Origin of the sequence: Mesobacillus harenae (assembly GCF_013343715.1) — a bacterium.
Classification (GTDB): Bacteria; Bacillota; Bacilli; order Bacillales; family Cytobacillaceae; genus Mesobacillus_A; species Mesobacillus_A harenae.
Map to the genome: position 1 here is coordinate 25,556 of NZ_JABUNR010000022.1, position 13,206 is coordinate 38,761.

Below are 13,206 nucleotides of genomic sequence, written 5' to 3' on the forward strand. Positions count from 1 at the left end.
TTGATTGTAGCGGAAGCTGGTCAACTCCTCAGTAATGCATACGCATTTCAGGGAACGGGTAACGGGAGACCCAGCTGGCGCTGGACGCCATAGGAGCTGCTGACTAGCCCCCAAAACCAAGCAACTGAAGCAAACATTCATAAAGTTTACAAAGCCTTAATTTTTTAAAAACAAATTCTACTAACTAGTCGGTATGTGATTAACAGTAATCTTAACCCATGTTTTCTGAATATTCAACATTATATTAAAAAAACTTCCCTGCTAGGCATCTAATCGACCCAACTATTCATCACGGATAATTTTATATACACCCGTACCTTTGGCAATTAGAGTGTGATTCTGATCCAAAATTTCGGCCTCTGCTGTAGCGGTCATATAGCCTCTTTGGATAATAGCAGCTCTTGCAAAAACATCACCCTCACTCGAGGGAGCAATATAGTGAACATTAACATTGACCGCTCTTACTTTTGCTTTGTATGCAGATCGGATCAGCAAAGCCTGGACCGTATCCAGCATGGCTGCGTGAACACCACCATGAAGAGACTGGGCTGTATTATGGAGCTGTTTTCTTATCATAAGCTTAAGGATAAGCTCCTCTTCATCGTGTCTTTCCAGTTCAAAGCCCATATGCTTTAAAAAAGCACTCTTTTCGATCATGCTGTTAATCTCTTGAGTCGTTTCTGCCAATATTTTCACCGCCTTGGATGCTAGTTTATTAATTTACCTTATTTTAAAAGTGCCAATTCCCTTTGCAATAAGATTATTCCTTTCATCCAGAATAACTCCCTCTCCTGTCACATACTTACCATCCTTGTGCATGAAAGTAAGCTCGCCCCTATAATGGGTTTTAGGTTCCACATCTAAAAATGAGAGATTTAGATTGATCGTCGTTGCAAACGAATTAAATCTTTTTGAAATGCTAGCCCCCAACACAATATCAAGCATGGTTGAAAATACACCCGTATGAATCGTTCCATCATCCTGCAGCAAATAAGGCTGAAAAGGCAGCTCGATAACAAAGCCGCCTTCTTCCAACTCTTCTCCAGCAAACCCTAAAAATTCAAAAAAATTTGTCGCAGTATCTTTAACTTTCACGATAAGCCTCCTCTAAACCAGTTCTATCATGATTGCCATACCTTGGCCTCCGCCGACGCACAATGTAGCAATTCCTCTCTTTTCTCCCCTTTGAATCATTCCGTATAGAAGGGTTGTCATAATTTTAGCCCCTGTTGCACCTAAAGGATGCCCTAACGCAATCGCCCCTCCATTCACGTTTACCTTCTCTGGATCCAGCTCAAGTTCCCTGATAACAGCTAAGGCTTGAGAGGCAAATGCCTCATTTAATTCAATTAGACCAATATCACTTAATGACAGTCCTGTCCTGGCTAAAAGTTTTCTCACGGCAGGTACAGGACCGATTCCCATTACTTCTGGCGATACCCCAGCTGCTGCCCAATCCACGATCTTCGCAAGAGGCTTTAACCCCAGTTCCCTTGCATGTTCTGCGGAAGTTAGGACCATCGCGGCGGCTCCGTCGTTCCTTCCACAAGCATTCCCAGCCGTTACAGTACCATCGGCCTTAAAAGCTGGGCGAAGTTTGCGGAGAGCCTCTATAGTTGAATCCGGACGCGGGTGTTCATCTGTATCAAAAAGAAACGTATTCTTCTTTTCCCTTACCTCTACGGGCACAACTTCATCGCGAAAAGCCCCTTCAGCTATGGCTCTTGCAGCACGCCTTTGGCTTTCAAGAGCAAATTCATCCTGATCCTTACGAGAAATGTGGAACCTTTCAGCCACATTTTCAGCCGTCATACCCATTCCTAATTGGTTGCCGTAAGTTTCAACTGGCTGCTGTCCTACTTCTGTATTAGAATCGACAAGCTTTGCGTGATCCCCTCCAAATCGGGAGTTTCTCAAATAAACGGGGGAATTGCTCAGGCTTTCTGTACCACCGGCAACAACAATGTCAGCTTGGCTAAACACAATCTGCTGGACAGCAGAAGCGACAGCCTGCATTCCTGACGCACACAGGCGGTTGATCGTAAAAGCTGGAACAGTATCAGGAATACCAGCCCGAAGCGAGGCGACACGGGCAACATTTGAGGACTCTGTTGATTGGCGCACCTCCCCAAAGATCACTTCATCCACTGAGGAAGGTTCCAGTCCTGCCCGCTCTATAGCAGCTTTAACCGCCACTGCCCCAAGGTGCCCAGAGTTCAGACTTTTTAGGGTTCCGCCATAGCGACCGACAGGAGTTCTAACAGCACTGACAATTACAATTTCTTTCATTATTTCTGAACACTCCCTTTACCTTAATTTACTAGGATTCTCGTTCCTAGTGAGATGCAATGACTTTGGATTCCGCCTGCTTGCTAAGAGGTAAGATGGAAGCAATTAAAGTTTAGTTAGTTACTCTGACTCTGCTACAAGCAGCCTTTTTAATAGTTTGCCAACTGAATTTCTAGGCAAGGATTCTTTTACCTGAAATTGTTTGGGGACTTTATATCGTGTTAACTGGCGGTAACAATGCTCCTTCAATAACTCCAGATCAATTGTTCTGCCGGTTTTGGGAACGATAAAGGCTTTAACTATTTCTCCCGCCTGCCGGTCTGGTATTCCAACCACTGCTGCTTCCTGTATATCTGGATATTCATATAAAACGCTTTCAATTTCTTGAGGGTAGACGTTAAACCCTCCGACAATAATCATTTCTTTTTTTCTTCCAGCAATGTAGAAATAACCATCTTCATCCATAACAGCTAAATCTCCTGTATAAAACCAGCCATTTTTGATTGCGTCGGCTGTTTCTGGTTCTTTCCCCCAATATCCAAGCATCACTTGAGGACCCTTGATAAGTAATTCTCCAATAGCATTCACTGGAAGGTCATTTCCTTCTTCATCAATAATACGGCAATCTGTACCAGGCACTGGGATTCCAATCGACCCCACTTTTCTTACACCATGGCAGGGATTTCGATGAGTGGTTGGGGAAGTTTCCGACAAGCCGTATCCCTCACTAATAACAGCCCCAGTTAAGTCTTCAAACGTTTTTATAATTTCTACCGGCAGCGGCGCAGAACCACATGAGCATATTTTAAGACAGTCGAGCCCGAATTTTTCTATTTCGGGATATTCAACAAATGCACTATACATTTTAGGAACACCTGGGAAAAAGGTTGGCCTGAATTTTTTTATAACATCAAGAACATTTTCAATTTCAAACTTTTTCACAATAAGAATCTTGGCACCCACATAGATACCTAAATTCATAGCAACGGTCATTCCATAAACATGATAAAGCGGGGTTACAGCTAAAACCGTTTCTTCCCCAAAAGACATCTTATCACCATACAGAAGTTTACTTTGCACGACATTGGCCACCAGGTTAGAATGAGTCAACATGGCACCTTTTTTCACCCCAGTTGTGCCTCCTGTATACTGTATGACAGCAATATCTTCAGAAGGATTAATTGGGGATACTGCTTCAACGGCTTCAGCATCAATAATAAGTTTGTCTATCTGAAGCAAATTCGCTGATTTATTTTGGTCGGGGAGACTATCGGTAAATATCCACTTAAAACTATATTGCTTTGGCAGTCTGGTTAGATCTTCTTCTTGTAAAATAAGATAGCCTGGCTTTGAATCATTAAAAATCTCAAGCAGTTCCCGCTCTGTATACATTGGGTTAATTTGAACTACGATCATCCCTAATTTTAGAGCTGCGTAGTAAGAGATGATATAGAGAGGGTGGTTTGGCAGCATTAAACCAATTCTGTCACCTTTATGGGCCCCAAGAGAACGCAAGGCACTTGCAAGTCTGTCAACCTTATTTTTAAATTGTCTATAAGTCAATCTTTCCTCTTCAAAAATAATCGCTGTCTGTTCTGCATATAGTTCAGCAGTTCTTTCTAGTAAACTGTATACGCCCATGGCTGAAAAATCTGGCAGTTCCCTGCCTGATTCGGGCAAATGATTTTTCCATGGACGACTGATTAAATCTGTCAATCTTATCACCTCTGAAATAATAGTCCGCTAAGGCCGCACTTCCAAAACAGTTTTAGGTTTGGATGACTCTGAAAATTTAAGAAGATGATAAATGGTTTCCAAAACAGGAGTACTTGTTCCCACTTCCTTTCCTTTTTGGACAATATAGCCGCAAATTGACTCTATTTCCATCGGCTTACCGTTCATTCTATCTTGAAGCATAGACGTTTTATGGTCGCGGGCTAGCTGTCCCTGGGACATAATTTGCTCGTGAAAGGTTGTATCAATTTCCACTCCGGTTTTCCTTGCGACTGCAATTGCTTCTTTACAAATATTTTTCGCTGTTTCACACGCGCCTGGGTCATCAAGTAATTCTCCCACACTGGAAAGCATAAGTGCTGTAAGCGGGTTGAAAGTTACATTCCATAAAAGCTTTTTCCACTTCACCTCAAGAACCTTTGAAGAAGAATAGGTTTGAATGCCTGCTTGATTAAAAAGGTTTGCAACCTCTTCTAAAGCACCTGACCGTTTTTTATCGAGTGAGCCAAGAACAAGCTGTGGAGGGATTCCTATCTGTTTTACTACTCCTGCCTCTTTCATAAAGGCCTGTATGTATGCAGCCGCAGCTAAAATCCGGTCCTTCCCGAACATGTCGCTTAATATTTCTTCGTTATCCACCCCATTCTGAAATGTAAGTATAAGTGCATCCTTCTTTAAAAATGGCTGCAGATTTGCTGCCATTTCCCTTGTAACAGTAGATTTCACACAGAATAAGACTAGATCTGCCTCACTAAGCGACTCATAGCGATCTGAAAACTCAGCGGATATTATGTCTCTTCCAGTCTCGCTCTCCACTATCAAGCCGCGCTCTTTCATTGCTACCAGTGATTCTCCTCGCGCAAGAAAAGTGACCTCGCTTCCCGCCTTGGCTAATAGCCCTCCAAAATAACCGCCAACCGCGCCTGTTCCGGCCACACCGATTTTCATAAATTGCCTCCCCTGTCACCTTAATTCATATGTTCATATTAAACCGAATTTTAAGCAGGCAAAGAGACGAAGAATATGCCAACGTCTCTTTTATTATTAGTCAAGCAAATCCGCCTGTTCTTTGACAATCCGGTTCCATAATGGCTGGAACTGAAACCAGCCCGCCTCATTTGTCCCAACTTGCCCTCTTGTTACTTCAGCATGATCTGGATCAATTAATATTGGCTCACCAGCGGCTTCCGCAAGCAGCTGAGCTTGACAAGTACGTTCCATTGTAATGAACCACCAGGCTGCTTCATCAACAGATTTACCCACTGTAAGCAAACCATGGTTTCTTAAAATACACGCCTTATTTTGACCAAGCGATTTGCCAATACGCTTTCCTTCCTCTGTGTCCAGAACAACCCCCGTAAAATCATCAAATAAAGAGTGGTCATTATAGAAAGCACAAGAATCCTGGGTGATCGGATCAAGCAAGCGACCCAAGGAAGACCAAGATTTGCCGTATACTGAATGGGAGTGAGCGGCAGCAATCACATCTGGCCGTGCTGCATGGACTTGGGAATGTATTGCGAACGCGGCCCTGTTTACTGGATACTTCCCCTCAACTACTATCCCATCATGATTGCAAAGGATTAAATCAGAAGCCTTAATTTGGCTGAAATGCATTCCAAAAGGGTTCACCCAGAAATGATCCTTTCGTTCCGGGTCTCTAGCCGTTATATGACCTGCAACTCCTTCATCAAAGCCAAATTTTGAGAATAGCCGGAACGCTCCCGCCATTTTCTGCTTGAGATGTTCCCGTTCCTCCTCTACTGAATGAAAAACTGGAGGTTTAAAGCTTAATTCTAATTTTGCCGACATAAAATCAGTCCTTTTCTAAGTATTGAAACCTTTATGTTTTTTAGAAATCATCATTTTCCCCTGTTACTGGAATGACCTGCGACTCAGCCATTGGCCTCCATCTACTGTAAGACATTCTCCATTAATGTAACTGGCTTCCTCTGATAAAAGGAAGGCAGCAGTACTAGCGATTTCTTCAGGGACAGCAAGTCTTTTTAATGGGATGCTATTAAGTGTATTCTGATAAGCTTCCTCAGATGCCCATAGTCTGTCTGCGCCCCCCGTATTAGAGACTGGGCCAGGAGCAATCGCATTAACACGAATTCCATACTTTGAGCCCCACTCAACTGCAAGAGTTCTTGTCATCGCAAGCACTCCTGCTTTTGCACTTGCTGAATGAATGACACCAGGCCCCGATGTCCATGCATATGTTGCTAGGATATTGAGGATGCTTCCTGTTTGATTGTTTTTAATCCATTCCTTGCCAACAGCTTGGCTGCAGTAAAAGCTGCCGTTTAAAACAATATTTATAACTGCATTCCAGCCATTTATCGACAAATCTTCCGCAGGACAAATAAAATTACCAGCTGCATTATTTACGAGGAAGTCTACTTGGCCAAATGCATTTTTTGTTTCTTCTACCATCCGTTCAGCATCTTCTGGCAAACGGACATCCATCTGTACCGTTTTAAGCCGACCTTCATTGTCTCCAAGTTCATTAGCAGCTGTGCTGAGTTTCTCTTCGCTGCGTCCAGTAATGACCACATTTGCTCCTTTTTCCAAAAAACGCTTCGCCATTGCCTTGCCAATACCGCTGTTGCCTCCAGTAACAATTACCGTTTTACCATTCAAACTAAAAGCCTCCTTTTCCAAGTCCGAACTAAGTACTTTATGCTTCTGCCTCTTTTTTCATAGACTTTATTCATATATATATATTGAATTCACTAAGCCTATATAACTATATTGAAAGTCTTACATAAAGGCTGATTGCATAAACCTTCTGCTACCTTGAACCACTCATCAACCAATTTACGAAACAGCGTTTTAAAAAGAAGGCTCTGTTAAACTTGGCTGTTGATTTTCGTTCTAGGCGCTCGCTTTCCGCGGGGCGGTCGGGAAGCCTCCTCGGCGCTGAAGCACCTGTGGGGTCTCCCCTGTACCGCTGCTCCCGCAGGAGTCGATCGCCTTCACTCCAATCACCACTGCTTAAAATCAACAATGTTCTTTAACAGAACCAAAAAGAAAAAACCAGCAACAAAACTACATTTAAGTTTATGTCACTGGGTTTTGGAAGATATCAGCAGACTACATTAACCGCTTTCAAATCTGGCCGTAAAACTATAAAGTTAATATTGAGTATATACAACCTGTCCTTTAATTACTTCATTGCCATTTTGATTTACAGCCTTAACGTCAAATTTCAGCGTTTGATCTTCTTTTTCTTTCAGCTCTGCATTTAGCGTAATGACGTCATTTAAAAAGACCATTCCTTTAAATCGGATTGAGTAATCCTGTATAAAGCCGGCCTCATAATAGGGAGTAAACAGCTTTGCAAGATTCCCCATTGTCCACATGCCATGAGCAATAATCCCTGGCAGTCCAGCCTTTTGGGCCTCTTCGTCAATCGTGTGAATAGGGTTATAGTCACCTGAAGCGCCTGCATACTTAATTAAATCCAATCTTGAAACAGGGTCTAATTCAATGCTTTCTAAAGGTTCTCCAACTTGTAGTTCTGCTAGATTTGTCATACCGTCAGCCCCTTTCTGACAGCTTCGGTAATAATAACGACCTGTCGTGATGTAAAGATCGTATTTCCGTTGAGATCCTCTCCGTTACTTGATAACACGAGGATTCCCATCTTTCCGGAGCTTCCAGTCCGTTCATAATAGTCTTCCACCTCTGAGTAACAGAGTAATTCTTCTCCTACAAGCAGTGGGCGTTCATAATGATAGAGCTGCTCACCATGAATGAGTCCTTTGTTAGGCAGTTTTAATTCATCAATCACTCCATAATCAAATACTCTTGGAAAGGTAGGCGGAGCAATATTTCTCCCATATCTGGATTTTGCACCAGTTTCTTCATCCAAGTAAATTGGGTGCATGTCACCAATGGATTCAGCAAATTTTTTAACAGCGCCACGTTCGACCGTGTTTTTAACCTTTTCGGAACGTTTCCCTATTTGTTCTGTGAACATTTTCCACTTCACCTCGCTATTTTTTTTACTAAGCCTTTGGACCACCTGCTACATACAACACTTGCCCGCTTACAAATGATGACTTTTCATCAGCAAAGAATGCTACTGCATTTGCGATATCAGCTGGCTTTCCGCTGCGGTTAACCGGGATCATGGAGACACTCGCGCTCACCAAGTCCTCAAACTTGATGCCAATTCTATCGGCTGTTTCCTTGGTCATTTCTGTTTCGATAAAACCAGGAGCTACTGAATTTGAAGTGATCCCATATTTACCAAGTTCAATCGCCAAAGTTTTTGTAAAGCCTTGCAGACCAGCTTTTGCAGCAGCATAGTTTGCCTGACCACGATTCCCGAGTGCTGAGGTCGAGGAAATATTGATAATTCGGCCATACTTCTGTTCAACCATATACTTTTGAACAGCTTTAGCAGCATTAAATGAACCCTTTAAATGGACATCCATAACAGTCTGCCAATCGGAATCCGTCATTTTAAATAAAAGATTGTCACGGATAACACCTGCATTATTAACGAGGATATCAATCGATCCGAAAGCCTCATTAACTTCTTTAACTGCGTTTTCCACTTGTTCATAATCAACAACGTTAGCTACCTTGGAAAAAACCTCGTAACCTTTCTCCTTCAGGTCGTTAGTTGTTTGCTGTAAAGCTTCTTCATTCACATCAATCAACGCAACCTTTGCTCCCTCTTCAGCAAGCAGTTCAACAATCCCTCTTCCAATTCCGCGGCTTCCGCCCGTAATAAATGCAGTTCTTCCTTCAAATCTTCCTGCCATTACTAATACCCTCCTAAAAATCTAGCTCTTTTTTAAATACATTTTCATATTACTATAATAATAGAGCGCTTACACTTTTCTACTAAACAAATTGGCCCACTTTTACATGGCCCTTAATTAAGTTACGGGCGATAATCATACGCTGGATTTCATCTGTACCATCGTAAATTCTCCATAGCCTTGCTTCACGGTACCACCGCTCAATTGGCAATTCTCTCGTATAGCCCATACCTCCGTGAATTTGCATAACGCGGTCAACCACTTGATTCCCCATGTTTGATCCGTATAATTTTGCCATAGAGCCAAGGTGGCGGTTATCTTCGCCCTGATCAAGTGTGAAAGCTGCATTAAGGACTAGCCATCTAGCTGCTTCAATTTCAACAGCTGAATCAGCAATCATCCATTGGATAGCTTGTCTTTCCGCGATTGGCTTTCCGAATGTCACTCGCTCTTTAGCATAATCAATTGCCATTTGAAGGAGTCTTTCAGCGGAACCAACAGCTCTTGCTCCTACAACCCAGCGGGCAAATCCAATCCACTCGAGTCCAAGATTATAGCCCTTGTTGAGTTCACCCAGGATGTTCTCTTCCGGTACACGCACATTGTCGAATACTAGGCCTGCTGGACCCCATTCTCCCATGGTATGGATATACTCAGACTTCCAGCCCATATCACGGTCAGCGATAAAGCATGTAACACCTTCACGCCCGCCTGTATCCTGGTGTCTTTGTTTATCAGTAATGGCAATTACCATTACAAAGTCAGCTTCATTTCCACCGGTAATAAACGTTTTTTCCCCATTTAGTACCCATTCGTTTCCATCTTTTACAGCTGTCATTTTGATATTTCTAGTATCTGATCCTGCTCCTGGTTCTGTCATTGCGAAGCAAGACTTCCTATCTCCGTTAATCGTTGGGATAAGGTATTTTTCCTTCTGTTCGTCGTTGCCGTAAAACAGAATATTATCAGCTGAACCACCGAATGTGAAGGGAACAAAAGTCTTGGAAACTTCCATAAGTACAATTGCCATCATCATCTGGCCAAGATCTGCACCACCATACTCTTCTGGTGTGTTAATCCCCCAGAAACCTGCTTCTTTTGCTTTTAATTGCAGTTCTTTCAGCTTCCCAGGAGGCAGGCTTGGCTTACCTTCACGTTCATTTCTTAATACATCGTTTTCTAACGGTATTAATTCTTTTTCCACGAAGCGGCGTATCGTTTTTTGCACCATTTGCTGTTCATCAGTTAGGCGTAAATACATAAGACCACTCATCCCCTTAATAGTGATAGCTTAATAGTTTTGTTTATGTACTCTGTGTTGAAAACAGTACATACCTACCAGTTGGTATGTTAATCTAATTCTATTTGGAATTTTCGGAAAAAACAAGTCTTTTTGCTTTTTTTGTTGAAATTTCTTTTATCTTTATCAGAGATTTTCATCGAATCTCCTGGTATAGCAGGGTTTTACAAAGCTGGCCAGTCATTTGGGTGCGTTTTCCTTAGCATCTTCAAATGGCAAGGCAGGAAAGCGGGCTGTCCGCTAGGGCATTATTTATCCCTTCATTATTACTTTCATTTAAGACAACAAAGGCACTGTTAAAGTACCTTTGCTGCATCTAATTCACACTTTATTTTACCCCTAGCGGAACTACCTTTTGACCTATTGCTGCAATCAGTTCCTTCGGCATTGGGAACGATAATGAAGCAGGGTCCTTTGAAACAGCCGGAATTGTACGTTCCAGATCTTCCTCTGACAAATTATATTCAGAGAAGTCGGATGGCAAGCCTGTTTTCTTTTGAAGCAGTCGGATTTTTTCAATAGTCAAAGACAGCGCAGTTCTTGGATCAGCATCTCCTACCTCAACCCGCAATGCCTGAGCGAGCTCGTAAACCTTAGGCAAATACAAATCAGGGACGCTCTCCATGACAACCGGCAGGAATACAGCGTTGGCCAACCCGTGCGGGATTCGGAATAAGGCTCCGTATGCGTGGGCCATATTATGGACTGGGATAGCGTTCAAAGCAAAGCTGAATGCTGAGATTCCCATTAGGCTAGCCTGAAGCATTTCCATTCTCGCCTCTAGATTTTTTCCATCTGAAACAGCAACAGGCAGATGCTTTTCAATAAGCCGGATTGCATGAAGGGCATGTGCATCAGTCAGCCCTGTTGCTGTTGGTGATGCTAGTGCTTCAATTGCATGAGTTAACGCGTCAAAGCCCGTGAAGGCTGTTATCGCAGGTGGCAGCCCAACTGTAAGCTCCGGATCCAGTACAGCAATATCTGCACTGATAAACGGATTTATTATGTTGGTTTTCATTTCAATCTCTTCGTTAAAAATAACAGCGATAGGCGATACTTCCGATCCTGTTCCTGCAGTGGTCGGAATCGCAATGTGCGGGATCGCAATATGAGTTGCCTGTGGAAACGATTCATACAGCAGACCGCCAGGAATGGCATCTTTAATATCTGCCAAACCTTTATGCAAAGCATATTTAACTCCTTTAACCGTGTCGAGAACACTTCCTCCCCCCACAGCAAGCAGGGCGTCTGCCCCTACTTCTCGTGCATATTTAGCTGCTGCATTTACTGACTGGCTCTCAGCATCTTGAGAAATGTCGAGATAAATGCCCGCCAATTGAGGGCCGGATCCATGTTGTGTTAATTTGAAAATTTGTGCAACCTTTTCGACGACGCCTGCCTTTTCCAAACCCCGGTCGCTAAACAGCACGACGCGTTTAGCACCAAGCCCTCGAAATAGGTCTGGAACCATTGCACGTGTATTTGCTCCGCTGTAAATGCCCGTACGAAGGTTAAATTGAGATAGTGTAGTTGACATCCTTTTCACCTCTTTGCTTTCTTTTATTTTTATTGCTTCGTATCTGAGAATAAGATTCCATACCAATTCTTTTTATTAATCTCTGGAACCATTGATGTGTGGACATGCTTTGTCTGGGTGTAAGCATCAAGAGAATGCATGCCCATTTCACGGCCAATTCCGCTCTGTTTATACCCCCCGAATGGAGCATCACTGCGAAGCATATGCCAATCATTTATCCAGACCACACCTGCTTGAAGCTTTCTGGCAACCTCATATGCTTTATTGACATCTTTTGTCCAGACTCCTGCAGCCAGACCATAAATGGTATCGTTAGCCATCCGGATAGCTTCTTCAACATCAGAATAGCGAATGATAGACAAAACTGGTCCAAATATTTCTTCCCTGGCTATTTTCATATCATTTGTTACATTCGTAAAGATCGTCGGTTCTACGAAATGGCCTTCCTCACATCCAGGAATCGTTACAGCATTTCCTCCGCAAACAAGAGTTGCGCCTTCCTGTTTACCCGCTTCAATATAAGAAAGGATAGTTTCTTTCTGCTTTTTAGAAATAACCGGACCTACATCTGTGGCAGGGTCAAGCGGGTGTCCCAGTTTAATTTTACTCGCTAGAGCCACAAGGCCTTCTACTACTTGATCGTGCATATGATCCGGCACAAACAGCCTTGTGCCAGACTCGCATAATTGTCCTGAATGAAGGAAAACTCCGAATAAGCTTCCCGGCAAAGCAATGCTAAGGTCTGCATCCTCTAGAATGATATTTGGTGATTTACCACCAAGCTCAAGTGTTGTGTTTTTAATCGTTTCGGATGCCAATGACATGATTTTCCGGCCAACTTCAGTTGAACCAGTGAATGCAACTTTATCAACCTTTGGATGGCGCACTAATGCCTCTCCTACCTCAGCACCTGGCCCTGTTACAACATTGATAACTCCTGGCGGTACAACTTGTGAAATGATTTCAGCAAGCCTTAAAGTTGATAATGGTGTATAGCTTGCCGGTTTAATCACAACTGTATTTCCCATCGCCAATGCAGGAGCGATTTTCCAAGTTGCAATAACCATAGGAAGATTCCAAGGTGTGATAGCTGCACACACTCCGATTGGTTCCCTCCAAATGAAGTTATGAGCCGGACCAGGAAACGGCGGCACAGGCAAAGTTTCTGAAAAGGGATAGTCCAAAGTAAACTTTGCAAGTGTCTGAAACAAGTCAACCATTTGCAGGATGTCGCTTGCACCAATCCTGCGTACCGTGCCACCTGAACTAACCGCTTCCAAAAAGGCAAGTTCCTCAGCATTTGCTGCTATTTGTCCAGCAATAGCATAGAGAACCTTTGATCGGTCTTTAGGATTCATATCTTTCCAATCCGTGTTATCAAATGCATCCCTTGCAGCCTGAACTGCACGGTCAACATCTGCTTCTGTACCCTTAGCCACCCTAGCAACAAGCTGGCCATCTGCTGGATTAAACACATCAAAAGTTTCCTGGCTGCTTGCAGGCTCCCATTTGCCATTAATAAATAGTGGGAATGTTTTTACATCAACATTTACAGTCATATTTCTTCC

At 43.0% G+C, this 13,206-nt stretch carries 13 protein-coding genes; all 13 read right to left on the minus strand.

The window, feature by feature from the left end; translation table 11 throughout:
• Window positions 1-282: 282 nt before the first annotated feature.
• The 13 genes from HRJ06_RS20660 to HRJ06_RS20720 all read right to left on the minus strand — a co-directional run bounded on the left by HRJ06_RS20660 (window position 283) and on the right by HRJ06_RS20720 (window position 13,197).
• Window positions 283-687: a PaaI family thioesterase gene (locus tag HRJ06_RS20660; RefSeq protein WP_174734872.1), complete on the minus strand. Its 405-nt coding sequence runs from the start codon at window positions 685-687 to the stop codon at window positions 283-285.
• A gap of 33 nt (window positions 688-720) precedes the next feature.
• Entirely contained in the window at window positions 721-1,095 is a 375-nt protein-coding gene (locus HRJ06_RS20665; protein ID WP_174734873.1) for a PaaI family thioesterase, read from the minus strand.
• Between the two features lie 12 nt (window positions 1,096-1,107).
• Complete coding sequence (locus HRJ06_RS20670; RefSeq protein WP_174734874.1) at window positions 1,108-2,289, minus strand: thiolase family protein; 1,182 nt, start codon at window positions 2,287-2,289, stop codon at window positions 1,108-1,110.
• A 120-nt stretch (window positions 2,290-2,409) separates the two neighbouring features.
• Window positions 2,410-4,014, minus strand: a complete 1,605-nt coding sequence (locus HRJ06_RS20675; protein ID WP_338421132.1) for a long-chain-fatty-acid--CoA ligase — start codon at window positions 4,012-4,014, stop codon at window positions 2,410-2,412.
• An 18-nt stretch (window positions 4,015-4,032) separates the two neighbouring features.
• Window positions 4,033-4,971, minus strand: a complete 939-nt coding sequence (locus tag HRJ06_RS20680) for a ketopantoate reductase family protein (RefSeq protein ID WP_174734876.1) — start codon at window positions 4,969-4,971, stop codon at window positions 4,033-4,035.
• Window positions 4,972-5,067: 96 nt separating this feature from the next.
• Entirely contained in the window at window positions 5,068-5,835 is a 768-nt protein-coding gene (locus tag HRJ06_RS20685; RefSeq protein ID WP_174734877.1) for a class II aldolase/adducin family protein, read from the minus strand.
• A 63-nt stretch (window positions 5,836-5,898) separates the two neighbouring features.
• Window positions 5,899-6,666 (minus strand): 2,4-dienoyl-CoA reductase, encoded by a 768-nt coding sequence (gene fadH, locus HRJ06_RS20690; protein WP_174734878.1) that lies wholly within the window; start codon window positions 6,664-6,666, stop codon window positions 5,899-5,901.
• Window positions 6,667-7,160: 494 nt separating this feature from the next.
• Window positions 7,161-7,562, minus strand: coding sequence for a MaoC/PaaZ C-terminal domain-containing protein (locus tag HRJ06_RS20695; protein WP_174734879.1), 402 nt, complete (start codon window positions 7,560-7,562; stop codon window positions 7,161-7,163).
• A complete protein-coding gene (locus HRJ06_RS20700) occupies window positions 7,559-8,008 on the minus strand; it encodes a MaoC family dehydratase N-terminal domain-containing protein (RefSeq protein WP_174734880.1) in 450 nt (149 codons plus the stop codon). The genes HRJ06_RS20695 and HRJ06_RS20700 overlap by 4 nt, the downstream gene beginning before the upstream one ends.
• A 28-nt stretch (window positions 8,009-8,036) precedes the next feature.
• Window positions 8,037-8,801, minus strand: coding sequence for a 3-oxoacyl-ACP reductase FabG (gene fabG, locus HRJ06_RS20705; RefSeq protein WP_174734881.1), 765 nt, complete (start codon window positions 8,799-8,801; stop codon window positions 8,037-8,039).
• An 82-nt stretch (window positions 8,802-8,883) separates the two neighbouring features.
• Window positions 8,884-10,062 carry an acyl-CoA dehydrogenase family protein gene (locus HRJ06_RS20710; RefSeq protein ID WP_174734882.1) on the minus strand — a complete coding sequence of 393 codons (1,179 nt, stop codon included), beginning with the start codon at window positions 10,060-10,062 and terminating at the stop codon, window positions 8,884-8,886.
• A gap of 367 nt (window positions 10,063-10,429) precedes the next feature.
• Entirely contained in the window at window positions 10,430-11,638 is a 1,209-nt protein-coding gene (locus HRJ06_RS20715) for an iron-containing alcohol dehydrogenase (protein WP_174734883.1), read from the minus strand.
• Window positions 11,639-11,667: 29 nt separating this feature from the next.
• Entirely contained in the window at window positions 11,668-13,197 is a 1,530-nt protein-coding gene (locus HRJ06_RS20720; protein WP_174734884.1) for an aldehyde dehydrogenase family protein, read from the minus strand.
• Window positions 13,198-13,206: the final 9 nt, after the last annotated feature.